Annotated in this window: 14 protein-coding genes and 2 rRNA genes; 13 read left to right on the top strand and 3 right to left on the bottom strand. The window is 60.6% G+C overall.

The window, feature by feature from the left end; translation table 11 throughout:
• The first annotated feature begins 648 nt into the window (after nt 1–648).
• The 5 genes from IPK17_RS12365 (at nt 649) to IPK17_RS12345 (ending at nt 9,019) form a co-directional block, all read left to right on the top strand.
• Nucleotides 649–3,021 (top strand): ATP-dependent Clp protease ATP-binding subunit, encoded by a 2,373-nt coding sequence (locus IPK17_RS12365; protein ID WP_343417994.1) that lies wholly within the window; start codon nt 649–651, stop codon nt 3,019–3,021.
• Nucleotides 3,018–7,052, top strand: a complete 4,035-nt coding sequence (locus tag IPK17_RS12360; RefSeq protein ID WP_343417993.1) for a serine/threonine-protein kinase — start codon at nt 3,018–3,020, stop codon at nt 7,050–7,052. Before IPK17_RS12365 ends, IPK17_RS12360 begins: the two co-directional genes overlap by 4 nt.
• Before the next feature lie 233 nt (nt 7,053–7,285).
• Complete coding sequence (locus tag IPK17_RS12355; RefSeq protein ID WP_343417992.1) at nt 7,286–7,636, top strand: FHA domain-containing protein; 351 nt, start codon at nt 7,286–7,288, stop codon at nt 7,634–7,636.
• A 60-nt stretch (nt 7,637–7,696) separates the two neighbouring features.
• Nucleotides 7,697–8,137 (top strand): hypothetical protein, encoded by a 441-nt coding sequence (locus IPK17_RS12350; RefSeq protein ID WP_343417991.1) that lies wholly within the window; start codon nt 7,697–7,699, stop codon nt 8,135–8,137.
• 36 nt (nt 8,138–8,173) lie between these two features.
• On the top strand, nt 8,174–9,019 hold the full coding sequence (locus IPK17_RS12345) for an alpha/beta hydrolase (protein WP_343417990.1): 846 nt from the start codon (nt 8,174–8,176) through the stop codon (nt 9,017–9,019).
• A 46-nt stretch (nt 9,020–9,065) separates the two neighbouring features.
• On the opposite strand, the gene IPK17_RS12340 is transcribed toward IPK17_RS12345, so the two are convergent.
• Entirely contained in the window at nt 9,066–9,617 is a 552-nt protein-coding gene (locus IPK17_RS12340; protein WP_343417989.1) for a DUF4256 domain-containing protein, read from the bottom strand.
• 205 nt (nt 9,618–9,822) lie between these two features.
• Between IPK17_RS12340 and IPK17_RS12335 the strand changes: the two genes are divergently transcribed.
• From IPK17_RS12335 to IPK17_RS12300, 8 genes are all read left to right on the top strand, one after another.
• A complete protein-coding gene (locus IPK17_RS12335; RefSeq protein ID WP_343417988.1) occupies nt 9,823–10,596 on the top strand; it encodes an ABC transporter ATP-binding protein in 774 nt (257 codons plus the stop codon).
• Nucleotides 10,593–12,542 (top strand): AMP-dependent synthetase/ligase, encoded by a 1,950-nt coding sequence (locus IPK17_RS12330; protein ID WP_343417987.1) that lies wholly within the window; start codon nt 10,593–10,595, stop codon nt 12,540–12,542. Before IPK17_RS12335 ends, IPK17_RS12330 begins: the two co-directional genes overlap by 4 nt.
• Before the next feature lie 313 nt (nt 12,543–12,855).
• The gene (locus IPK17_RS12325; protein ID WP_343417986.1) at nt 12,856–14,043 is read left to right on the top strand and encodes a branched-chain amino acid ABC transporter permease; all 1,188 of its coding nucleotides are present in this window, start codon (nt 12,856–12,858) and stop codon (nt 14,041–14,043) included.
• A 136-nt stretch (nt 14,044–14,179) separates the two neighbouring features.
• On the top strand, nt 14,180–15,295 hold the full coding sequence (locus IPK17_RS12320) for a branched-chain amino acid ABC transporter permease (RefSeq protein WP_343417985.1): 1,116 nt from the start codon (nt 14,180–14,182) through the stop codon (nt 15,293–15,295).
• Nucleotides 15,296–15,336: 41 nt separating this feature from the next.
• Nucleotides 15,337–16,722, top strand: coding sequence for an ABC transporter substrate-binding protein (locus IPK17_RS12315; protein ID WP_343417984.1), 1,386 nt, complete (start codon nt 15,337–15,339; stop codon nt 16,720–16,722).
• A gap of 140 nt (nt 16,723–16,862) precedes the next feature.
• Nucleotides 16,863–17,657 carry an ABC transporter ATP-binding protein gene (locus tag IPK17_RS12310; RefSeq protein ID WP_343418260.1) on the top strand — a complete coding sequence of 265 codons (795 nt, stop codon included), beginning with the start codon at nt 16,863–16,865 and terminating at the stop codon, nt 17,655–17,657.
• Nucleotides 17,658–18,111: 454 nt separating this feature from the next.
• Complete coding sequence (locus IPK17_RS12305; RefSeq protein ID WP_343417983.1) at nt 18,112–19,326, top strand: phenylacetate--CoA ligase family protein; 1,215 nt, start codon at nt 18,112–18,114, stop codon at nt 19,324–19,326.
• Nucleotides 19,327–19,415: 89 nt separating this feature from the next.
• On the top strand, nt 19,416–20,375 hold the full coding sequence (locus tag IPK17_RS12300) for a DMT family transporter (protein ID WP_343417982.1): 960 nt from the start codon (nt 19,416–19,418) through the stop codon (nt 20,373–20,375).
• A 176-nt stretch (nt 20,376–20,551) separates the two neighbouring features.
• Here IPK17_RS12300 and rrf read toward each other — a convergent pair.
• Nucleotides 20,552–20,668: ribosomal RNA gene (rrf, locus tag IPK17_RS12295) — 5S ribosomal RNA — on the bottom strand.
• 158 nt (nt 20,669–20,826) lie between these two features.
• Nucleotides 20,827–23,587: ribosomal RNA gene (locus IPK17_RS12290) — 23S ribosomal RNA — on the bottom strand.
• Nucleotides 23,588–23,629 lie beyond the last annotated feature (42 nt).

Below are 23,629 nucleotides of genomic sequence, written 5' to 3'. Positions count from 1 at the left end.
GTTGCGCGTCCCTACGAAAACGCATTAGGTATGGCGAGTGCTATCTTTCTCCCCTCGCCTTTAGGTTGAGGACGGGACACTTCTAACAATCGAAGAGGACGCCCGCCTTGGGAGGGCGGGAGCGTTGCGCGTCCCTACGAATCTACCCCGTTGGGCGAGCGCTATCTTTCTGCCCTCCTCGAGTTCGGGGCTAAGGCGGCGACACTTGATTTTCAGGATGCATCTGTAGGGGCGAGGCAAACCGGTAGCTCCGTAGAATAGCGTGAAGTCTTTTTGGGGGCAGCGGACGCAATAAATTGCGTCCCTACACCAAGACGGTTTTCTCGTAGGGACGCGATTTATCGCGTCCGCAACATCCCAAAACCGACCTATACCCCGTTTTCACGGCATCCTACGCACTGACCGGCAAACCTCGTCCGCTAACGAGAGGGGCAAGCCCCTCCCCTACATTCTGTTACACCATGTTGTAAGGTCGCTCCCGTTGCCGAACTCGGGGTGGGGTCGGAAATAGCATTCCGACGAAAAGAGCTGTGCGCAAGTTCTACGGGAAAATGCGAAATTGGTAAAAAGTTCTTTTTCACGAATGGGTCGCCTTTGCGTTATACTTGCCAGAGACTTCAGGTATACGACTTATTTCAGGACGAACCTGTGACACCTCCGCCTGATATTCCAGAGAAGGAAATCCGTAAACGCTGCGCGGGATTGTTGGCCGCCGCGTCGGAAGAATCGCGTCGACTGGGGCATAACTATGTCGGCGTCGAGCATCTCTTCATCGTGGCGACCAAAATCGACAACGGCGCGACTTCGAATTTGCTGCGCCGCGCCGGCTTGACCCCACGCACTGTGCGGAATGAAATCCGCCGGGAAGTGGGGACGGGTGAAGGCGCTCTCGACAACATCCTCCCGCTCACCCCGCGCGCCGAGATGGTTTTATCGCTGGCGATCTTCCTCGCCGACCGTGAAGAGGCCGACGAAGTCGAAGAGTCGCATGTGCTGCTCGCCATGCTGCAGGAAGGCGAGAGCGTCCCGATCCGCAAGCTGGTGGAGATGGGCTTCAACGTCAACCAGTGGCTGCAGCGGCTGCTCACCGAAGCCTACGAGAAGGAACTCGCCGCCAGCCCCATCGCGTCGGATGACGCCGACGACCTGTTTGACATGGAAGAGTTCATGTCGGACGAATTCCTGCAAGACTCGGTCGAAATTGACCCGCCGCCCCGGCACACGTCGCCCAGCCGCATGCCTACGCCCCTGCTTGACAAGTATGGGCGCGATCTCTCCGCGCAAGCCGCGGACGGCAAACTGAGCCCGGCGATTGCCCGCGAACGCGAAATCCGGCAGGTGGCGCGCACGCTCGCCCGCAGCAAGAAGAATAATCCGCTGCTGCTCGGCGATGCGGGCGTCGGCAAGACAGCCGTGGTCGAAGGGTTGGCCTGGGCCATCCACGACGGCACCGCGCCCAAGTCGCTGCTCAACCGCCGCATCGTGCAAATCGAGATCGGCACGCTGGTCGCGGGCACGAGTCTGCGCGGGCAGTTTGAAGAACGCCTGATCGGCATCGTCGAAGAGGCGACGCGCGCGGGCAATGTGATCCTGTTCATCGACGAGATTCACACCATCGTCGGCGCGGGCGACACGATTGACAGCAACCTCGACGCGGCCAACATCCTCAAACCAGCGCTGGCGCGCGGCGAGATCATTTGCATCGGCGCGACCACGCACGAAGAATACCGCCGCGCCATCGCGCAGGATCCGGCGCTGGATCGCCGTTTCCGCCCCATCGACATCGAAGAACCGAGCGAATCGGACACGCTGACCATTCTGACCGGGCAGCGCAAGCGGCTGGAACAGCATCACGGCGTCGCCATTCGCCCGGAAGCGCTCGAAGCCGCCGTGCGGATGGCCGTGCGCTATCTGCCGGATCGCCGCCTGCCCGACAAAGCGCTCGACCTGCTCGACGAAGCGTGCGCACGCGTCACCATCCGCACCATTCAGGATGATGAACCGGACGCCAAGTCGGCGGAAGAAGTGCGTGTGGAGAATATTGCCGCCGTGCTCTCCGAATGGACGGGCATCCCGCTCAACGAGCTGACAAAAGACGAACGCCGCCGTCTCTCCGAAGTCGAAAAAACGCTGTACAAGCGCGTGATCGGGCAGGACGAAGCGGTGCAAACCATCGCCGACGCGATCAAGACGGCGCGCGCGGGTCTGCGCGACCCCGACCGCCCGATTGGCGTCTTCCTGTTCCTCGGCCCGTCCGGCGTCGGCAAGACCGAACTGGCGCGCGCGCTGGCGGAATTCCTGTTCGGCAGCGACGAAGCGATGATCCGCCTCGACATGTCCGAATTCCACGATGCGCACACCGTCGCCCGCTTGATCGGGTCGCCGCCCGGCTACAAGGATAATCAGCGCGGCGGACAGCTCACCGATGCGCTGCGCCGCAAGCCCTACTCGGTCGTGCTGCTCGACGAGATCGAAAAGGCCGCGCCGGAAGTCTACGACATCTTCCTGCAGGTCTTCGACGAAGGCCGCCTGAGCGACGCGCACGGGCGCCACGTCGATGCGCGGCATTCGGTGTTCATCATGACCAGCAATATCGGCACGGAAGAGACGGGCAAGGTGATCGGCTTCACCGGGTCAACGCGCGTGCCGGATTACACCGCCTACCTGAGCCGCTACTTCCGCCCGGAATTCCTCAACCGTGTGGACGAAGTGGTCGTATTCCACGAACTCTCGCAGGCAACGCTGCGCCTGATTCTGGATCGCCAGTTCGAAGAGCTGTACGCCCGCCTGCGCGAACAGAAACTCACGCTGGAAATCAAAGATGAGGCGCGCGAATACATCTTGCAGAAGGGCTATGATCCGGTCAACGGAGCGCGCCCGCTGCGCCGCGCCATCGAGCGCATTTTGACGCGCCCGCTCAGTTCCAAAATTCTCGAAGATACTTTCGTCCCCGGCGACACGATCATCGTGGATGTGGACGAAAATGGCTTGCGCTTTGAAACTCAGGCGACCCATTCATGACCATCCCTCCTGTCCCACAGACCGGGCGCACCAGCCCGACTGCGGGTGACCGGCTGCTCCGTCAGAACCACCCGCACGACCAGCGCGACATGTTCGCCACCGACCCCAACCGCGAGATTCGGCAGTTGGGGCGCGTGGCCTTGCGCCGCACCGAGCCAGACGATTACTTCGCCCTCGGCGACCTGTGCGCGCGCCAATCGATCACCCCGCATGACCGCCTGTTGATCTTCTACGTCGGCAAAACGCTGACGGCGTACCGCCGCGCGCTCAAACACGCGCAGACCAATGTGGATCGCGCCGCCGCTATCCGCGCCATCGACCTGTACACCGACTGGCTGATCGATGTAGCGCGCATCAATCCGCTGCGTAAAAACGTCGCCGTGGTGCTGTGGGCACTGGCGGGCGATGAAGAGATGGACGAAGAGACGGCGCTGCTCGAAGAAGGCACGTCGATTGACGTGCAATTGATCAACGAAATGCTGACCGCCTACCGCGGCGGCGCGAGCGGCGAACTGCTGCCCGGCAGCGGCGCGCAGCCCCTGCAGCCGACCGTTGTTGAAGAACACACCGTCGCCTACAGCGACAGCCCGATGGGCATCAGCGACGCGACCGCCGCCGATATGACGCGCGCCGACTCCGCCCTGCCCATCCCGCTCGACGAAGACTCCAACGTGAGCGAAACGCGCGTCGACGATGCGCGGCGGCTCGACCTGATCTCGATTGACGAACTGCCGCGCCAGCCGCTGCAGCGCAGCACCGCCAAGCCGGTGCACCGCCGCCCGCACACCCGCGACGACAGCGACGCCTTCGATGTGGGCGACGTGATCGGCGACCGCTATGAGGTGGTGCTGGTCAAGCGCGGCGGCATGGGCGTTGTCTACCTGTGCTATGACCGGAACGAACGCGAAGCCGTGGCGCTCAAGACGTTCCAGACCAAGTTCCTCGAAAATGACCGCGCGGTCAAGCGCTTCATGCAGGAAGCGCTGACGTGGGTGCGGTTGGAGAAACACCGTTATATTGTGGCGGCGCGGCTGGTGCAGAACATCGGCGGGCAACCGTACATCATCCTCGAACACATCAGCGGGCCGGACGGACTCGAAGCCGACCTGCGCAGTTGGATCGACCATAAGCGCCTGAATATTCAGCAGTCGCTGGAATTCGGCCTGCACATCGCGCTCGGCATGCAGCATGCGACGCAGCGCGTGCCCGGGCTGGTGCACCGCGACCTCAAACCCGCCAACATTCTGGTCACGCACGAGCGCATCGCCAAAGTGACCGATTTCGGCCTCGTGCGCTCGCTCGAAGCCGAAGAGGTGACTTTCCTGACGGAAGACGAGGCCGCTCCCGCCAGTGAACGCCTGACCCGCGTCGGCGCGATCATCGGGACGGCGCCGTACATGTCGCCGGAACAGTGCCGCTCGGTCGATGTGGACATGCGCTCGGACATCTACTCGTTCGGCTGCATGCTCTACGAAATGCTCACCGGGCAAACCATCTTCTCGGTCAAGAAGTTTGAGGCGTGGCTGCACGTCCATCTGGAAGAAGCGCCGACGCTCGCCGCCCTGCCGACCGATCAACCGGAACTGCGCGACCTGCTGCGCGCCTGCCTCGAAAAAGACCCCGCCAAGCGCCCGGCGACGTGGAGCGAAGTCGCGGATCGGCTGACGGACATCTATACGCGGGTGACGGGCTTGCCGCCCGTGCTCGAAATCACCGGACAGGCGCTGGAAGCGCGCGAACTGGTCGACAAGGGCTATTCGCTCACCGAACTGCGGCGCTACGACGAAGCCCTGATCGCCTATGAGCAGGCGCTGACGCTGCAACCGGACTATTCGTGGGCGTGGGCGCGCAAAGGTCGCACGCTGCGCCTGCTGGAACGCTATCACGACGCGCTGGTGTGCTACGAAAAAGCGCTGGAAATTCAGCCGAACAACATTTCGTCATGGAAGGGCAAAGGCATCGTCTACGAGCGCTTAGGCGACTATGAGCAGGCGCTCGCCTGTCACAAGACCGCCGCCGGACTCGACGCCAACGACCCGTGGAACTGGACGAATCAGGCCGATGTGCTGCGCAGCATGGAACGCTCCGGCGAAGCGCTGAGCTACTTCCAGCAAGCGCTGAAGATCGACCCGGAGCACGTCGAAACGTGGGCGAAGCTCGGCCAACTGCACCGCGACCTGCACCAGTACCCGCAGGCGCTGGAAGCCTATCAGCAGGCGATTCGGCTCAAGCCGACGTATGCCTGGGCGCAGAACGGCTACGGCCTTGTGCTCAAAATGCTCGGCGACTACCGGGAAGCCCTGCACGCCTTCAAGCGGGCGGCGCGCTACGAACCGAAAGAAGTGTGGCACTGGTATAACATCACCGAACTGCTGGTGGATTTGCGCGAATACGAGGAAGCGCTGGAATCGGCGCAGGAAGCTGTGCGCGTCGATGCCCGGCATGCGTTTAGCTGGGCGAAAATGGGGCAGGTGCTGCGCTATCTACGCCGCCTCGACGAAGCGCTGACGGCCTACAACCGCGCTATCGACTTACAACCGGATTACGCGTGGGCGCTCAACGGGCGCGGCATCGTGCTCGAACAATTGGGCCGGCACGCCGAAGCGCTCGAAAGCTACCGCCGCACCACGGAGATCGCGCCGGGGGATGTGTGGCACTGGTACAACCTTGGCAATGTGTACGCGCTGCTCGGTCGGCATGACGAAGCGCTGCCGATCCTCGAACGGGCGACACAGGTTAACGCCAACCACGCGCGGACGTGGGCGCGCCTCGGCAACGTGCTGCGCCAACTCGGGCGCTACGACGAAGCGCTTAAAGCGTATGACCGCGCGCTGCAAATCGAGCCGGATTACGCGTGGGCGTGGAACGAACGCGGCATCACGCTGGAGGCGCTCGGTCGGCGCGACGACGCGCGCGAATCGTTCCAGCAGGCGACCGCCGCCGCGCCCGAAGACGCGCTCTACCTCATGCAGCAAGCCGATAATCTGCTCTCGCTCAATCAGGCGGAACAGGCGGTGGTGCTGCTGGACAACGCGCTCAAAACCGATCCCAAGAACGGCAAGCTGTGGGCGAAACTTGGTCAGGTCTACCGCCGTCTCGACCGTCAGGAAGAGGCGCTCAAAGCCTACACCGCGGCCACCGACTACGAACCGAATTATGCGTGGGCGTGGAACGGGCGCGGGTTGACGCTGGCGGCGCTTGGTCGGCACGACGACGCGCTGATGTCGTTCCGCAAGGCGACCGACATCGACCCCGGCGACGTGTGGTACTGGTACAACCTCGCGGAGACGCTGCTCGCGCTCAATCACTTCCGCGCCGCCGCCGAGACGCTCGAAAAGTCGGCGCGCCAGCACCCGGATCATGCAGAGACGTGGGCGAAGCTCGGTCAAGCCTGCCGCCGCCTCGACCGCCACGACGATGCGCTCAAAGCCTATGACAAGGCGCTCGGCATCAACCAGAAGTATGCGTGGGCGTGGAACGGGCGGGGGCTGGCGCTGGAGGCGCTCGGTCGGCGCGAAGAAGCGCTCGCCAGCTACGAACGCGCGCTCAGCGAAGACGGCTACGTGATCTGGTACTACACCAACTTAGTCGATTTGCTGCTGGAAATGGGCAAAAAGAAAGACGCGCTCGCCATCATTGAACTGGCGACGCACGCCCTGCCGAGCAACGCCATCGCGTGGGCGCGCCGCGGGCAGGTGCTGCGGCGGTTGGGCGAACATCAGCAGGCGGTCAACTGCTACGAAGAAGCGGTCGGCCTTGAACCAACGTATGGTTGGGCGTGGAATGGCATGGGCTTGGCGTATGCCGCGCTCAGCAAGTGGGATCAGGCGCTGGAAGCGTACGAACAAGCCGTGAAGTTCAACCCGGATGACGCGTGGTTCTGGCATAATTACGGCGACACATGGCTGATGATCGAAAACTACGAACGCGCGGTGGCGGCCTTTGAGCGGGCGCTGGCGCTTGACCCCGCCCACGAGCCGACGCGCCGCAAAATCAAGCAGGCGCAGGATCATCTGGACAGCGAAGGGTAGTCGCGAACCCGCTGGTTCGTCAGGACACGATGTAGGGAGGCACCTGGGTGTGCGCCCTGAGATCATTTGGCTGTTTCACCTCACCTAAACCCTCTCCCAAGGGCGCGGGGACTTGAAGACCCGCCTGTCTCCCCTCTCCCTAGGAAAGGGGCCGTGGGTTGAATAAGGCTTGATTGGAGCGGTCCCCTCAGAGGTTGGGGGTAGGTCTGGACAAAGAATTCACAATCACGTTTATGAGCGGCCCGCTCGACGGGCGCACGGTGCACTTTGAACAGCCGGAAATTGGCGACGAACTGGTGCTGAATATCGGACGGCGTGAAGGCTGCGACGTGCATCTCCCCTTCGACAATCAGGTTTCGCGCCTGCACGCCCGTTTGGGCTGCCTGTGCGCCCCGGTTACGGCGACCGAATCAGTGGCTGACCCGTTCTTGCTCTCGTTCTGGCTGGAAGACATGCACAGCCGCAACGGTACGTATGTCGAACGGGATAAGCAGCCCGTGCAGGGCCGCACGAGCCTGCGCCCCGGTTCGCTGTTCCGCATCGGGCGCACGTGGATGCGCCTGGACGAACCGCTCTCGCTGTAAGGTTCGGCATTCCGACAGCGTCAGTCAATATGTAATGTTCAGCATGTGAGGAGTACGCCCATGAGCGAGCAATCGGCCTCCCTGACGCGGTTGAACAAGTTGATTGGCAACTGGCACCTTGAAATCAAATTACCCGGTGAACCGACCAGCCATCACGGGCGAGCCTCGTTTGAATGGCTGCCCGGCAAGGCTTTCGTCATGTACCGGACGGAAATCGAGGATCCGCGTTTTCCGGTAACCGAAGCCATCATCGGCAGTGACGACACGCTAGACAGTTATTCGATGGTGTATTCGGACTCACGCGGCGTCCAGCGGGTGTATCTGATGCGCCTCGACGACCGGGAGTGGCAGCTCTGGCGTGACGCGCCCGACTTCGCGCAGCGCTTCAGCGGAACCTTCAGCGAGGATGGCAATACGCTTACCGCTCGTTGGGAGAAATCGCTCACGGCTAAGAATTGGGAGCATGATTTCGACCTGATTTGTACACGCACGACTGATTGAACACTGACGACCACCAAGGCAAAAATCGAGGCTTCTATGAACAATGACTTCTTTACGACCACTGATGGCACGAAAATCTTCATCACCAACCGCCAACCCGCGGGCGCTCCCAAAGCCGTGGTGCTGGTCGTGCACGGCTATGGCGAACACTGCGGGCGCTATAAACATGTGATGCAGGCGCTGGTCGAAGCGGGTTACGCCGCTTACGCGCTCGATCATGAAGGGCACGGGCAAAGCGACGGTCTGCGCGCCTTCATCAAGGACTTTGACCGCCCGGTCACCCACATGAAAGAGTATCTGGATCGCATCAAGCCGCAGCACCCCGGCAAGCCAGTGTTCGTGCTTGGTCACAGCATGGGCGCGTTGATCTCGTTGGCGTTCACGCTGCGCTACCAGACCGAAATCGCCGGGCTGCTGATCTCTGGCGCGCCGGTCAATGCGGACGCGAACGTCAGCCCGCTCATGATTCAGCTTGGCTACGTGCTGAATCGCATTGTGCCAACGCTGCCACTTATGCCCTCGACGGGCAATGACGTGCTCTCGACCGATCCGCAGGTCGTGATCGACTTCAACAACGATCCGCTCAACTACAAAGCGAACATGCGCGTCGGGTTGGGCGTGGCGCTCAACGAAACGGCGAAGAAGGTCCGCGCGCAGTTGGCGAACCTGACGCTGCCGCTGCTGGTCATGCATGGCGCGGAGGATCAGCTCGTGAATCCCTCCGGCAGCCAGTTGACGTATGAGCGCGCCTCATCCAAAGATAAGACGCTCAAGCTGTACCCCGGCATGCGCCACGAAATCATGAACGAGCGCGAGAAAGCGACCGTGCTGCGCGAGATCATCGCGTGGCTGGACAGTCACGTGGGTTGGGGTCCCCTTTAAACCAGCCGTCACGGACGTGCATGGCCCTGACCAACAAACCGCTGCGCTACACCCGCAGCAAGCCGCGAAAACCGCGCGCGGCGTAATACGAATCCGCGCCGTTGTGGTAGATGAAGATGTGGTTGTAACGGCGATCTCCGAAGATCGCGCCGCCGAGTTCGCGAATCGCGGACGGGGTTTGCAGCCAGCTCGACGTTTTCTGATCAAACTTGCCGAGTCGCTGCAGTTCGCGATACTGATCTTCGGTCAGCAGCTCAACGCCGAGCGCCGCGGCCATTTCCATGGCGCTGGCGGCAGGCTTATTTTCCTTGCGAGCATCCCACGCAGCCCGGTCGTAGCACAAGCTGCGCCGACCCGCCGGGCTTTCCGCTGAACAGTCCACAAACAGGAATTCGCCCGTCGCCTGATCGTAACCGATGACATCTGGTTCGCCACCTGTGCGCTCCATCGCCGCCAGCGGTTCCAGTTTGGTGGGCTGCGCTTCGAGCTTCGCCCGGACATGTCCCCAGTCCAGACTGGCATGGCGCTGCATATGCTTCTGAAACCGAGCCTGCAGCGTATCGAGCAAACTGGCGCCCTCTTCGGCAGATAATTGCATCGTTCGACTCCCGTTACTGGTCGTAAACCCATTCCCATTCTATAGGCAGAGCGTAGATGAGGATACCGGATTCCGCGTACAGGCTCATGTAATCGTTTTCTATATGAATATCTGATGATAAGTTGCTTGACCTTTCGAAAAATGCTACGATAAACTCACTAGATGATAACTGATTAGATTTAATTTAGATTTTTGGGAAAACTGCATGGCAGTGAAACTGCACGTTGATGCCATCTCTTTGAGTTTCGGTGGTATTAAAGCATTACAAAACGTTGATTTCCAAGTGAATAGCGGCGAGATTTTCGCTGTGATCGGCCCGAATGGCGCGGGCAAAACCAGCTTGATCAACAGCATTAACGGGTTTTACCGGCCACAAAGCGGCGCGATCCGCTTTGACGGGCGCGATATCACCACCCTGCCACCCTACAAACGCGCGCCGCTCGGCATTTCGCGCACCTTCCAGAACATCGCCCTCTATACCAACATGACCACGCTCGACAATCTGATGGCGGCGCGGCACATCCACATGAAAGCCAATATGCTCACCGGAGCGCTGTTCGTCGGCGCGGCGAAACGCGAAGAGATCGCGCATCGCGAAGTGGTCGAGAAGATCATTGACTTTCTGGAACTGGAAGCCATCCGCAAAGTGACGGTCGGCGCGCTGCCGTACGGTCTGCGCAAACGCGTGGAGCTGGGGAGGGCGCTGGCGCTCGAACCGTCGCTGCTGCTGCTCGACGAGCCGATGGCAGGCATGAATGTCGAAGAGAAAGAAGACATGGCGCGCTTCATCCTCGACATTCACGAGCGGCAGGGGATGACTATCGTGCTGATCGAGCATGACATGGGTCTGGTGATGGATATTTCGCACCGCGTCATGGTGCTGGATTTTGGGCAAAAGATCGCCGAGGGCACGCCGGAGCACATCAAGCGCGATCCGCGCGTCATCAAGGCGTATTTAGGTCAGGAAGCAAACGTATGACGGGCGCAAAGATTTATGTAGCGAAAGAGCGCATCGACCTGCCGCCCCTCCCCGCCGACGCCGACACGCTGCCTAAAAACTTTGTCAGACGGGCAGCAGAACTCGGCGACCGGGTGGCGATGCGCAAGAAACGCTTCGGCATCTGGCAGGAGTATTCGTGGATTGAGGTGCACCAGCACGTGCAGGCGATGGCGCTTGGGCTGGCCAGTCTCGGCCTGACGCGCGGGGAGAAAGTCGCGCTGATCGGCGAGAACGACCCGGAATTCTACTGGGCGGAGATCGCGACCTGGGCGGTGGGCGGCGTCACCACGGCGATTTTCACCGACGCCAACCTGCAAGAACTCGCGTATGTGGTCGACAACAGCGACGCGGTCATCCTGTTCGCGCATGATCAGGAACAGTGTGACAAGGCGCTGACGATCCGCGAAAAGATCCCGAACGTGCGCAAGGTGATCTACTGGGATGACAAGGGTCTGTGGAACTACACCGACGACTGGCTGCTGAGCATCGACGCGCTGGAGGCGTTAGGGCGCGAGTACGCGAAAAGTCACGCGGGCGCGTTCGAGCAGATGATCGCGGCGGGCACGGGCGACGATGTGGCGCTGTTCAGCTATACGTCCGGTACGACCAGCCTGCCCAAAGGGGCGATGATCCGCCACCGCAATCTGATCTACGGCAACAAGCACGCCACGTCGGTCGCTCCGGTCTATCCGACCGATAACTACGTCTCGTTCAGCCCCTTGGCGTGGATCACCGAGCAGAGCCTCGGCCTGACGAGTCACGTGATGCTGGGCGTGACGGTCAACTTCCCCGAAAGCCCGACGACCGTCCAGCACGACATCCGCGAGGTCGCGCCGAGTTCGCTGCTGTTCCCGTCGCGCATCTGGGAGAACCTCGCCAGCACCATGCAGATGCGCATCAACGACAGCACATGGCTCAACCGCACGCTGTTCAACCTGTTCCTGCCCATCGCCTACAAGATTGAGGAATACGAGGACGCGGGCAAAGCCGTGCCGCTTCATCTGCGCGCGCTGAAAGTGGTCGGCGATTTGGCCGTGTTCCAGCCGCTGCGCGACAAAATCGGCATGACACGCATGCGCCACGCCTACACCTCTGGCGCATCGCTCAGCCCGGATCAACTGCGCTTCTTCCGCGCGGTCGGCGTGTCGTTGAAGAACCTGTACGGCTCGACGGAATGTCAGGCGCATACGCTGCACTACGACCGGAACATCAAAATGGAGACGGTCGGTCTGCCGTGCCCCGGCGTCGAGATCAAGCTCGGCGCGGATAACGAGGTGTGGGTGCGCAGCCGCGCGGTTTTCGGCGGCTACTACAAGGACGCAGAGAAGACGGCCACGGCGCTTGATGCCGAAGGCTTCTTCCACACGGGCGACGCGGGCTTCTTCGACGAGGACGGTCACCTGATCTACCTCGACCGCGTGAGCGACATGATCGAACTGGCGAACGGCGAAAAGTTCAGCCCGCAGTACATCGAAGGGCGGCTCAAGTTCAGCCCGTACATTCAGGATGTGATGACGGTCGGCGGCTTCGACATGCACTACGTCACGGCGATTGTGAACATCAACTTTGAGAATGTGGCGCGCTGGGCGGAGAAGAATCGGCTGGCGTTCACCACGTTCGTCGATCTGTCGCAGAAGCAGGAAGTCTACGACCTGATCAAGCGGGAAGTAGAGCGTGTCAACAAGACGCTGCCCGAGGCCGCCCGCGTGCGCAAGTTCGTGATTCTGCACAAGGCGTTCGACGCGGACGAAAACGAGCTCACGCGCACGCGCAAGCTGCGCCGCCGCACGCTGGAGCAGAAGTACGGCGAGATGCTCGACGCGATGTACGGCAACCGTGACCGCGTGACGGTCAGCGCGGAGGTGAAGTATCGCGATGGGCGCACGGGCGTGGTCGAGACGGCGGTGCGGGTGTGTACGGTGTAGGGACGAGGACTGAGGGCAAAGGACTGAGAACTGAGTAGGGACGCGCCGTTACGCATCCCCTGCCCCGGATCAACCTCCCCCCCCCCCTCCCCGGGGAGAAGGTGGTTTTGTAGGGGGGGGCAGCCCCCCACGGCGCCACTACCCCCCCCCCCGTTTCTTTGGGGGCGCGCAACGGCGCGTCCGCCTAACCACCCCACCCCCGACCCCTCCCCGAATTCAGGGAGAGGAGCCAACAAGACCCGCCGATCACCGGGCCGGGGGTGAGGGGCAAAGCTATCAAAACAAGATTTAGCACAAAAAAGGGTTATTGAATTTGGCTGCACTTACACAGACTTTTCGCACCAATCGTCGCTACCTGATCATCAGCGGATACCTGATTGCGACGCTGCTGATTCTCGCGTGGCTGCTGCCGATCATCGGGGCGCAGCGACCGTATCGCCTCGTGCAGAGCACCATCACCGGGCTGCTGGTCGGCGGCGTGTACTCGCTGATCGCGCTCGGCATCGTCATCATCAACAAAGCGTCCGGCGTGTTCAACTTCGCGCACGGCTGGATGATGCTGCTCGGCGGCTTGATCTTCTTCAGCTTCTATTCCGCCCCGGCGATCTCGCCTGTCGCGGCGATTGGGCTGCCGCTCGTCACGGGCATCATGGTCATGACGACTAACAGTTGGCGCAGCCTGACTGATCCGCGCAACCTGCTCGTGCTGGCGGGTGGGACGGCGCTCCTCGCGGTGATCCTCTCGCTGCAAGGCGACCAATGGGAACTGATCCGCGCGATCACGGCGGCAGCAGTCGGCGGCGTGCTGATCGGCCTCGTGATCGAACGCTTCAACATCCGCCCACTGATCGGTCAGCCGCTGTTCGCGATGGTACTGATGACGCTGGCGGTCTCCGAACTGCTGCACGGCATCACCCAGTTGATCTGGGGCAGCGTGGAACTGCCGCTGCAAGTCTTCGGCGGCATCCAGCAGTTGGGCATCCCGGCGCAGATCCGGTTTGGCGAAGGGACGTTTGAGCGGCCAATTAATGTGCGCGCCGATCTTTTGCTGGCGTTTCTGCTGGCATTGACGGCCTTCGGCGTGTTCGTCGCCTTCTTCCGCTTCACCAGCGTCGGCCTGTCGATGCGCGCGATTGCCGAAAATCAAAAGCTCGGGCAATCGGTCGGCTTGCGCGTGCGGACCATTCTGGCGATTGCGTGGGCGATTGCAGCGCTGCTGGCGGCGGTCGCGGGCGTGCTGCAAGGCGGCGCGACGAGCCTATCGCTCAATTTGCCGCTGCTGGCGCTGCTGGCCTTCCCGGCGGTCTTGCTCGGCGGGCTGGAGTCGATCCCCGGCGCGCTGATCGGCGGGCTGGTGATCGGCTTGGCGCAGGAACTGTCGAATCTGCTGTTCCCCGGCACGCAGGTCGGCACGGAGCTCGCGCCCTACGTCATTCTGATGATTGTACTGGTCATCCGACCAGACGGGCTGTTTGGCGAGAAGAGAATAGAAAGAATTTAGGACTGAGGACTGAGTAAAGATTCTTCTTTGCGTGACGATATTCAGACTGAGAGACAAATGCTAGTTCGTTGTTGGGCGGTATGTTCTCACTCAGTCCTCAGCACTTAGTCCTCAGTCCTTCTTTTAAGGAGCTTTTATGTCAGCGAATATTCGCCCCTCCGGGGTGTTTGATACCACGTATGCGCAGGACATCGCGCTCAACCGCACGCTCTTTGACCGGGTACTCGCCAACGGCCTGTTCATCCTGCTGCTGATCATCCCGCTGCTGACCGTCGAGGGACCGTTCGGGCTCAACCTCGTGCCGCAGTTGTGGATCGGCACGATCATCCGCATCGCCATCTTCGTGATCGCCGTGCAGGGCTTGAACATCCTCGTCGGTTACACGGGACAGCTCTCGCTCGGGCACGCGGCGTTCATGGCGGTCGGCGCGTATTCGTCGGCGGTGCTGGCGCGCCAATTCGGGCTGTCGTTCTGGATCGCGCTGCCCGTCTCGGCGCTGTTCACGGGCGTGATCGGGCTGCTGTTCGGCCTGCCGTCGCTGCGCGTGAAAGGTTTCTATCTGGTCATGGCGACACTGGCCGCGCAGTTCATCATCCCGTGGCTGCTGCGCTACCCGCTCGAACCGCTGACCAACGGGTCGCGTCCGCTCGATGTGCCCGTGCCGACGCTGTTCGGCCTGAGCCTCGCGCACGAATCCGCGATGTACTACGTGATCATCCCGCTCTCGGTGTTTCTGATGCTGGCGGCGCGCAACCTGACGCGCACGCGCATCGGACGGGCGTTCATCTCGATTCGCGACAACGACCTCGCCGCCGAACTGCTCGGCATCAACGTGTTCAGCTACAAGCTGCAAGCCTTCTTCCTGAGCGCCTTCTACGCGGGCATTGCAGGCTGTCTGCTGGCCTTCGAGTCGAACAGCCTGACGCTCGACAAATTTCTGCTCGACCGCTCGATTGAGCTGCTCGCCATGCTGGTGATCGGCGGGGCGGGCTTCTCGCTCGCGCCGCTGCTGGGCGTGGCCTTCGTCAATCTGCTCCAGCAAAACGTCATCCCGGCGATCATCCCGGTGCTCGTCTCATTTCTGCCCGCGCTGCTCCCGTTCATCGACCCGGTGAACATCTACGCCGCGCTCAGTCCCCTGCTGTTCGGGACGGCGCTCATGTTGTTCCTGATCGCCGCGCCGCGAGGCTTGGCGCATCGGTGGGAAATCTTCAAAATCGCGTGGAAACGGCGTCCGTACTCCAACCTGTGAGCGCGACGTCAAAGTATTTTTATGAAAGGGTAGAGTTTCACATGAAAAAAGTAGTGCTGTTCATCGTTTTACTGTCCCTGTTGGTCGTTCCGGCGTTTGCCCAAGAAGAACTGCCGGAGTTCATTCAGCATTCCGATTGTGAAGTGGATTTGACCGGGCAAACGGTCACGGTCTACCACTTTGGCGATATCAGCGGGTCGTACGCCTTCATCACCCAGCCGCTGCTGGCGGGTCTGGCGGATGCGGCGGCCTACTTCAACGCGCGCGGCGGCATCTGCGGCGCGACCATCGTGCAGGATAACCGCGATACGGGCGGCGACCTCGCACAGACCCAAGCCGCATATGATGCCTATTCTTCACTCGATCCCAAGCCGGATGTGATCGTGCTGTACGCGTCGGGTGACGCGGAACTGCTGCGCGATCAACTGGCAGAAGACGAAATCCCGGCCTTCATTTCGGCGGGGTCGGTCGCGGGTCTGTACGGCGAAGATGGCGCGACCCCCGGCTGGATCTACGCGACCAACCCGCTGTATGCGGATCAGATCGGTTCGTTCTGCGCGTATGTCGGCGCGAACCCGGAACAGTACCCCGACCCGGTGATCGGCTACATTAGCTGGCCGGGCGCGTTCGGTTCGTCGGCCTTCACGCCGGAAACGATGGCGTACTGCGCCGAACAGGGCGTGAGCATGCTCGAAACGCCGGAATACTTCCTGCCGACCGCGACCGATATCAGCGGCAACGTGCTCAACCTCGTGGACGCGGGCGCGAATATCCTGTACACCAACTCGCTGGCTTCCGGCCCCTTCATGATCGCCAAGACGGTCGTCGACCTCGGCCTCGAAGAAGATGTGCAGTTGGCGGGCGTCAACTGGGCGCTGGATACGTCGGTCGGTCTGCTCAGCCGCACGGCGCTCGGCTCGGATGGTCTGCCCGCGGTGAACGGCATCGTCGGCTCGCTGCCCTTCCTGTGGTGGTCGGAACGTGCTGAACCCGGCATCGCGCTGATCAACGAGCAGGCGGCGGCGAATGAACGCAGCCTGTCCACGCAGAATATCGCCTACCTGCTCGGTTGGGCGACGGTGGACACCTACGTCGAGATGTACATTCAGACGGTGAACCGTGTCGGCAGCCTCGACGCGGTCGACGGCGCGGCGATTCAGGAAACCATCGAGTCGATGGTGTACTCGCCGCTCGGCTTCTACGAGATGAACTTCGCCGACGGCGTGCGCGCCGTCAACGGCAACCGTATGGCGACCATGATGTTCCTGAACGCCACGGGCGACGGCGTCGCTACGTCCGGCGATGACGCCATGAAGGTCGACCTGCCCGATGGCACGCAGGCGTTCATCCCCGTGCTCGTTCCGCTGACCGAATTCGCGCCCGCGCCCGATCTGCGTCCCGGCGGCGCGGATGTACCCGCGAGCTAAAGAGGACTGAGATAAAGCAGGACTGAGGACTGAGTCACCGCCTCTAGACCCCTCTGTATATGGAAAGAGGAGTTAGGGAAAATTCAAAGTGTTTACTCAGTCCTCAGTCCTCTAAGCTCAGTCCTTTTTTAGGTTTGATGATGCTGTCTGTCAACAACATTGAAGTGACCTATAACAGCGTGATCCTCGTGCTGCGCGGCGTGTCGTTTCAGGTCAAGCCGGGACAGGTGGTCGCGCTGCTCGGCGCGAATGGCGCGGGCAAATCGACCACGCTCAAGGCGATCAGCGGGCTACTCTCGTCCGAGCTCGGCGAAGTGACGCGCGGCACGATCACCTGGGGCGATGAGCGCATCGATCACCAGAACACAGAAGAGATCGTACGCAAAGGGCTGGTGCAGGTGATCGAGGGGCGACCGCTGTTCGGGCATCTCACGGTCGAAGAAAATCTGCGCATCGGCGGGCAGGTGTTCCGCGGCGGACGCGAAGTCCGCACCGACTTGGAACGCGTGTATCACTACTTCCCGCGCCTGCGCGATCTGCGCCACCGCACGAGCGGCTATCTCTCCGGCGGCGAGCAGCAGATGATGGTCATTGGGCGGGCGCTCATGGCGCACCCCAAACTCATGATGCTCGACGAGCCGTCGCTCGGCCTCGCCCCCATGCTCGTGGCAGAGATCTTCCGTATCGTCGGCGAGATCAATCAGCAGGAGCAAATGTCCGTGCTGCTGGTGGAGCAGAACGCACGCGCCGCGCTGTCACTGGTCGATTATGGCTATGTGATGGAAAATGGACGCATCGTTCTGGATGGCCCCGCGACGCAGCTTGCCGAAAACGAGGATATCAAAGAGTTCTACCTCGGCCTGAATCAACTAGGCGAACGCAAGAGCTACCGCGAGGTCAAACACTATAAGCGTCGCAAACGCTGGTTAGGCTAAAAAAACATGGATGTCGAACAAAGTGGCTGCCTCGACGGGCTCATGCGCCTATTTATGGGCGTCGTGCTCATCATCGGCATATTGATTGTGCTGTTGTAAGTTAGATCGCCTGAACCGGGGATGTAGAGGACGAGGCATGCCTCGTCCCTACGAGAAAAAACCGTTTTGTGTAGGGACGCAATTCATTGCGTCCGCTGCTTCCGACCCCACCCCCAACCCCTCCCCGAATTCAGGGAGGGGAGACAGAAGAGATGCTTGTGTATGAATGAGGTCTGCCAATAGCTCGGTAGGATAGCGTAAAGCTGAGGTTTCTAACCTCACCCCCTCTCCGAAAAGAAGAGAGGGGAGACAAAAAGAGCGATTGTGTAGGGACGAGGCATGCCTCGTCCACATGCGCTAACCTGACCCGTAAGGTGAGGTTCGTCGTTATCAGCAAAACTGATGAGGAGTGTCCATGAACTTTGACCAGCGTATCCGCGACCTCGTCGCGCACGCGTACGCGCACGCCCCGGCGGTTCGTGACCGCCTCGATCAGGCGGGCGTGACACCCGCCGACATCCAGTCCGCCGCCGATCTCGCCAAAATCCCGGTGCTGCCCAAAGACGCGCTGGTCGATCTTCAGCGGGCAAATCCACCCTTCGGCGGTCTGCTCACCGTTGATCCGGCGACGCTGCCGCGCATCTACATCTCGCCGGGGCCGATCTTCGATCCGCAGCCTGAGCCGGATGCCGAAAACGCCGACTATGCCCTCGCGCCGTTCCGCGCGGTCGGCTTTGGGAGCGGCGACCGCGTGCTGAATACGTTCATGTATCACCTGACGCCCGCTGGCCTGTTGATCGACAATGCGCTGCGGGCGGTCGGTGCGACGGTCATCCCGTCCGGCCCCGGCAACACCGAACTGCAAATCATGCTGCTGACCTCGCTGCGAGCGACGGGCTACGTCGGCACGCCAAGCTTTCTGGCGATCATCCTCGACAAAGCCGCCGAGATGGGAATCCCGAAAGAAGCGGTCACGATCAAGAAGGCGCTGTTCTCCGCGGAGCCGTATATGCCGGGTCAGCGGGCGCGCTTTGAAGGTGATTACAGCATGGTGACGACCTCAGCCTATGGCACCGCCGATCTCGGCTTCATGGGTTACACCAAAGCGGGGGTGCAGGGCTTTTGCCTCACGCCGAACATCTATATGCAGATTTGCAGCCCGGAGAGAGGCGAACCGGTCGAGCAGGGGCATGTCGGCGAAATTGTCGTCACCACCTTCAACAAGAGCTACCCGCTCATCCGCTTCGGCACCGGCGACCTCGGCGCGCTTGCTCCGGAAGCTGATCCGAACTGCGATGGCGGTCAGCAGTTGCTCGGCCTATTCGGGCGCAGCGGCGACGCGATCAAGGTGCGCGGCATGTTCCTGCATCCGAATCAGATTCTCGCGGCTATGTCCCGCATCGACGCCGTGAAAACGGCGCAGGCCGTCATCACCCGCGCGGACAACCGCGACGTGGTGACCATGCGTGTGGAACTCAAGCCAGATCACGACGGCGGGCAGGTCGAAGACGCGGTCAAAGCGTATGTGCAGTCGATGGCGCGGCTGCGCGTGGACGCGGTCGACATTGTCCCGGCGGGCAGCATCGATCCCACGCAGCGGGCGATCAAAGACGAACGTAAGTGGGAGTAAGTCCACGAATTTGATCCGGCGTTGCGGATATTGACCGGTTCTGAAGGCTGCCGTACCCTTGGGATGTCCCGTTTGAAAGGAGCATTCGAGTGCGTAAATGGGCAGCCTTTTGGCTCGTAGCTTTGATTTGGGGATCGTCGTTCCTCCTCATCCGCATCGGCGTCGAGGAGTTGAGTCCGTTTCAAGTGGTGTTCATCCGTACGGGGATCGCGGCGGTCGGCATCAATCTCGTGCTGGTGCTGCTTAAGAAGCGCCTGCCGCTGGATTTCAAGCGCTTGTTCCCGCTGATTGTGATCGGCATTGGCAACACGACCATCCCCTTCGCGCTCATCACATGGGGTGAGCAGAGTATCGACAGCGGGTTGGCGGCAGTGCTGCAATCGAGCGCTGCGTTCTTCACGATGCTGATCGCGCATTTTGTCTTCTTTGATGAAAAACTGAGCATGAAAAAGGTTGCCGGCTTGATTCTCGGTTTCCTCGGCGTGGTCACACTGGCGAGCCGCAGTTGGGCCTCCGGGACTCTGGTGATCAACGAACTGACAGGCGCGCTGGCGATTGTGCTCGCGTCACTGTTCTACGCCGTGTTCACTATTTACAGCCGCAAGCAAATCAACACGCGGTACGAGCCGATTGTGGTGTCGGCGGGCGCGATGACGTTCGCTGCCATCTCCTCGGGCATCCTGATGGTGCTGGCACCGTACTTCAACGGTGAACCGGCGACCATGCTCGTCGACGTGAGTTCGGATGTTCTGATCGCCATTGGGCTGCTCGGGCTGGTGAATACCTTTGTCGCCTATCTGATGTACTACTGGGTGGTACAGCAGTTGGGGGCAGGGCGGGCGAGCATGGTGACGTATGTCGTCCCGGCGGTCGGCCTGATTCTCGGTGTACTCATCCTGAATGAGCCGCTGGACTGGCAGATCATCGTCGGCGCGGCGCTCATCTTTTGCGGGATCGCCGTGGTGAACGTGAGCATCAAAGCGCTGCGGCGGATGGCGAACCGCTCGGCAGCCGTCGACGCGCTGGCGGTCGAAACGGGTCGCAATTAGGCGATCAACTCACGAGAGTTTGTCAGGACGCGGCGTGCCGCGTCCTTTTTTGTTGGATTAGGAGCGAACCTCACCCCGAACCCCTCTCCTAAAGGAGAGGGGAATCAAAAACGGACGCTGTTGGCTGTCCGTTCGGAGGGGCATTTCGATTTGGGAATAGAAAAACGAGAAGGGTGGGTTGGCAGTGACCTACTCTCCCACAAGGTCGCCCTTGCAGTACCATCGGCGCTGGTGAGCTTAACTGCCGGGTTCGGGATGGAGCCGGGTGGACCCTCACCGCTCAAACCACCAACACACACACTTCTCGTTCATTCACAAGTTGTTGTCACTCAATAACGCGTATTCTAGCACGCTCTCCCCCTCGTTTGAAGGGTCAATCGTGCCTGGGTTTCGACTTTTCTCATTCGCAGCTTCTCCAGCTCAGCCAGAGTATTCTCTTCCCGCAACACAGAACTCAAAGCCCTCGACCATTAGTACGGGTCAGCTCCACACATTGCTGCGCTTCCACCTCCCGCCTATCAACCAGGGTCGTCTACCTGGGGTCTTACTCGCTTTCGCGATGGGGAGTCTCATCTTGAGGTCAGTTTCCCACTTAGATGCTTTCAGCGGTTATCCGCTCCGGAGATTGCTACTCGGCTGTGCCGTTGGCACGACAACCGACACACAAGCGCTCCGTCCACCCCGGTCCTCTCGTACTAGGGGCAGATCCTCTCAAACTCCCGACGCCCACAGCGGATAGAGACCGACCTGTCTCACGACGGTCTGAACCCAGCTCACGTACCGCTTTAATGGGCGAACAGCCCAACCCTTGGGACCTTATCCAGCCCCAGGATGCGATGAGCCGACATCGAGGTGCCGAGCCTTGTCGTCGATGTGAACTCTTGGACAAGACTAGCCTGTTATCCCCGGGGTAGCTTTTATCCGGTAAGCTACGACCCTTCCACTCGGAGTCGTAGGATCACTAAGTCCGACTTTCGTCTCTGCTCGGCGCGTTGGCCTCGCAGTCAAGCTGGCTTGTGCCTTTGCACTCACTGGCTGGTTTCCATTCAGCCTGAGCCAACCTTTGAACGCCTCCGTTACCTTTTAGGAGGCGACCGCCCCAGTCAAACTGCCCACCTGCCACTGTCCCCCGAAGGGTTAGGGTCAAAACCACGTCAGGCTGGTATTTCACCGTCGGGTCCACCGAGCCTAGCGGCCCAGCTTCGCCCCCTCCCAGCTATCCTACACAAACGCAGTCCTAACGCAATGACAGGCTACAGTAAAGCTCCACGGGGTCTTTTTGTCCTGCTGCGGGTCACGCGCATCTTCACACGTACTTCAATTTCGCCGGGTCCCCTGTTGAGACAGCGCTCCACTCGTTACGCCTTTCGTGCGGGTCGGAACTTACCCGACAAGGAATTTCGCTACCTTAGGACCGTTATAGTTACGGCCGCCGTTCACCGGGGCTTCAATTCGCAGCTTGCACCGCTCCTCTTAACCTTCCGGCACTGGGCAGGCGTCAGCCCGTATACGTCCGCTTGCGCGTTAGCACAGACCTGTGTTTTTGGTAAACAGTCGGTAGAGCCCTTTCACTGCGACCCCCTTGCAGGGGCGCCCTTTCTCCCGAAGTTACAGGGCTATTTTGCCGAGTTCCTTAACAGAGGTTCTCCCGTTCGCCTTAGTATCCTCTACTCGTCTACCTGTGTCGGTTTGGGGTACGGTCAGTATGCTTCACCGCTCCGCAGTCTTTTCTTGACCCCCATCCAGCATCCGTTAACATCCACCCGCTAACGGCTACCTTCAAGCGATGTGCTGCTTCGCTCCACATACTGGTGCAGGAATTTTGACCTGCTGTCCATCGCCTACGCTTTCCAGCCTCGGCTTAGGCTCGACCTCACCCGACGTGGACTGACCTTCCGTCGGAAACCTTAGACTACCGGCGACGTTGGTTCTCACAACGTTCTCGCTACTCATGCCCGCATTCTCACTCCCCACCACTCCACCGCACGTTGCCCGTGCGACTTCACCGCTGTGGGGACGCTCTCCTACCACTTGCTTACGCAAGTCCCTGGTTTCGGTGTCATGCTTACAGCCCCGTTCCATTTTCCGCGCAGTCGCGTTCGACCAGTGAGCTGTTACGCACTCTTTCAAGGATGGCTGCTTCTAAGCCAACCTCCTGGCTGTCTCAACACGACCACATCGTTTCCCACTGAGCATGAACTTCAGGACCTTAACCGGGGTCTGGGTTCTTTCCCTCTCGACGGCTGAACTCATCTCCAGTCGTCCGACTGCATGGCTCACCGACCGGCATTCGCAGTTTGATTGGGTTCGGTAAGCTCACAGCCCCCTAGCCCATTCAGTGCTCTACCTCCGGTCGTCATCACCACACGCTAACCCTAAAGTTATTTCGGAGAGAACAAGCTATCTCCAAACTCGTTTGGCATTTCACCCCTAACCACATGTCATCCCCGTTTTTTGCAATAAACGTGAGTTCGGGCCTCCCGTCCGTGTCACCGGACTTTCACCCTGCACATGGTTAGCTCGTCTGGTTTCGTGTCCAATAACTGCCACTAATCGCCCTATTCAGACTCGCTTTCGCTTCGCCTCCGGGTGTCACTCCCTTAAGCTGGCCACAGCTATTGACCTCGCGGGCTCATTCTCCAATAGGCACGCCATCAGGGTTTTACCCCCTCTGACCGTCTGTAAGCATACGGTTTCAGATTCTCTTTCACTCCCCCTCGCCGGGGTTCTTTTCACCTTTCCATCACTGTACTCTTGCGCTATCGGTCGTCAAGTGTATTTAGCCTTGGAACGTGGTCGTCCCAGCTTCCCACCAGGTTAGCGTGCCTTGTGGTACTCAGGATACCCCCACAACCGTCCCCTTCACCTACGGGACTCTCACCCCCCTCTGGTCGGCTTTCCCAAGCCGTTCGGTTCAGTTTCGGTTGCTGATAGAGGTCCTACAACCCCAGCTTGCGCTGGTTTGGGCTCTTCCGCTTTCGCTCGCCACTACTCGCAGAATCCTTCTCTTTTCCTCGGGCTACTGAGATGTTTCAGTTCGCCCGGTTCCCTCCCCTCGCGGGGTGACAAGCTCACGCCTGCCGGGTTTCCCCATTCGGACATCGTGGATTATTACGGCTGCACACGCCTCATCCACGCTTTTCGCAGTGTACCACGTCCTTCATCGGCACTTGACGCCAAGGCATCCCCCGTATGCTCTTATCCGCTTTGAACCTGTGTTACGGAGAAGAGGATACTCTCGCTTACTTTCGAAG

It is taken from the genome of Candidatus Flexifilum breve (assembly GCF_016713355.1).
The sequence above is the reverse complement of the archived record's forward strand: the minus strand, read 5'-3'. Positions and strand labels throughout refer to the sequence as shown.

Excerpts from the sequence above, each read along its gene's own strand:
- IPK17_RS12360 (WP_343417993.1), top strand. The coding sequence starts at position 3,018 with ATGACCATCCCTCCTGTCCCACAGACCGGGCGCACCAGCCCGACTGCG.
- IPK17_RS12355 (WP_343417992.1), top strand. The coding sequence starts at position 7,286 with ATGAGCGGCCCGCTCGACGGGCGCACGGTGCACTTTGAACAGCCGGAA.
- IPK17_RS12350 (WP_343417991.1), top strand. The coding sequence starts at position 7,697 with ATGAGCGAGCAATCGGCCTCCCTGACGCGGTTGAACAAGTTGATTGGC.
- IPK17_RS12345 (WP_343417990.1), top strand. The coding sequence starts at position 8,174 with ATGAACAATGACTTCTTTACGACCACTGATGGCACGAAAATCTTCATC.
- IPK17_RS12340 (WP_343417989.1), bottom strand. The coding sequence starts at position 9,617 with ATGCAATTATCTGCCGAAGAGGGCGCCAGTTTGCTCGATACGCTGCAG.
- IPK17_RS12335 (WP_343417988.1), top strand. The coding sequence starts at position 9,823 with ATGGCAGTGAAACTGCACGTTGATGCCATCTCTTTGAGTTTCGGTGGT.
- IPK17_RS12330 (WP_343417987.1), top strand. The coding sequence starts at position 10,593 with ATGACGGGCGCAAAGATTTATGTAGCGAAAGAGCGCATCGACCTGCCG.
- IPK17_RS12320 (WP_343417985.1), top strand. The coding sequence starts at position 14,180 with ATGTCAGCGAATATTCGCCCCTCCGGGGTGTTTGATACCACGTATGCG.
- IPK17_RS12315 (WP_343417984.1), top strand. The coding sequence starts at position 15,337 with ATGAAAAAAGTAGTGCTGTTCATCGTTTTACTGTCCCTGTTGGTCGTT.
- IPK17_RS12310 (WP_343418260.1), top strand. The coding sequence starts at position 16,863 with ATGCTGTCTGTCAACAACATTGAAGTGACCTATAACAGCGTGATCCTC.
- IPK17_RS12305 (WP_343417983.1), top strand. The coding sequence starts at position 18,112 with ATGAACTTTGACCAGCGTATCCGCGACCTCGTCGCGCACGCGTACGCG.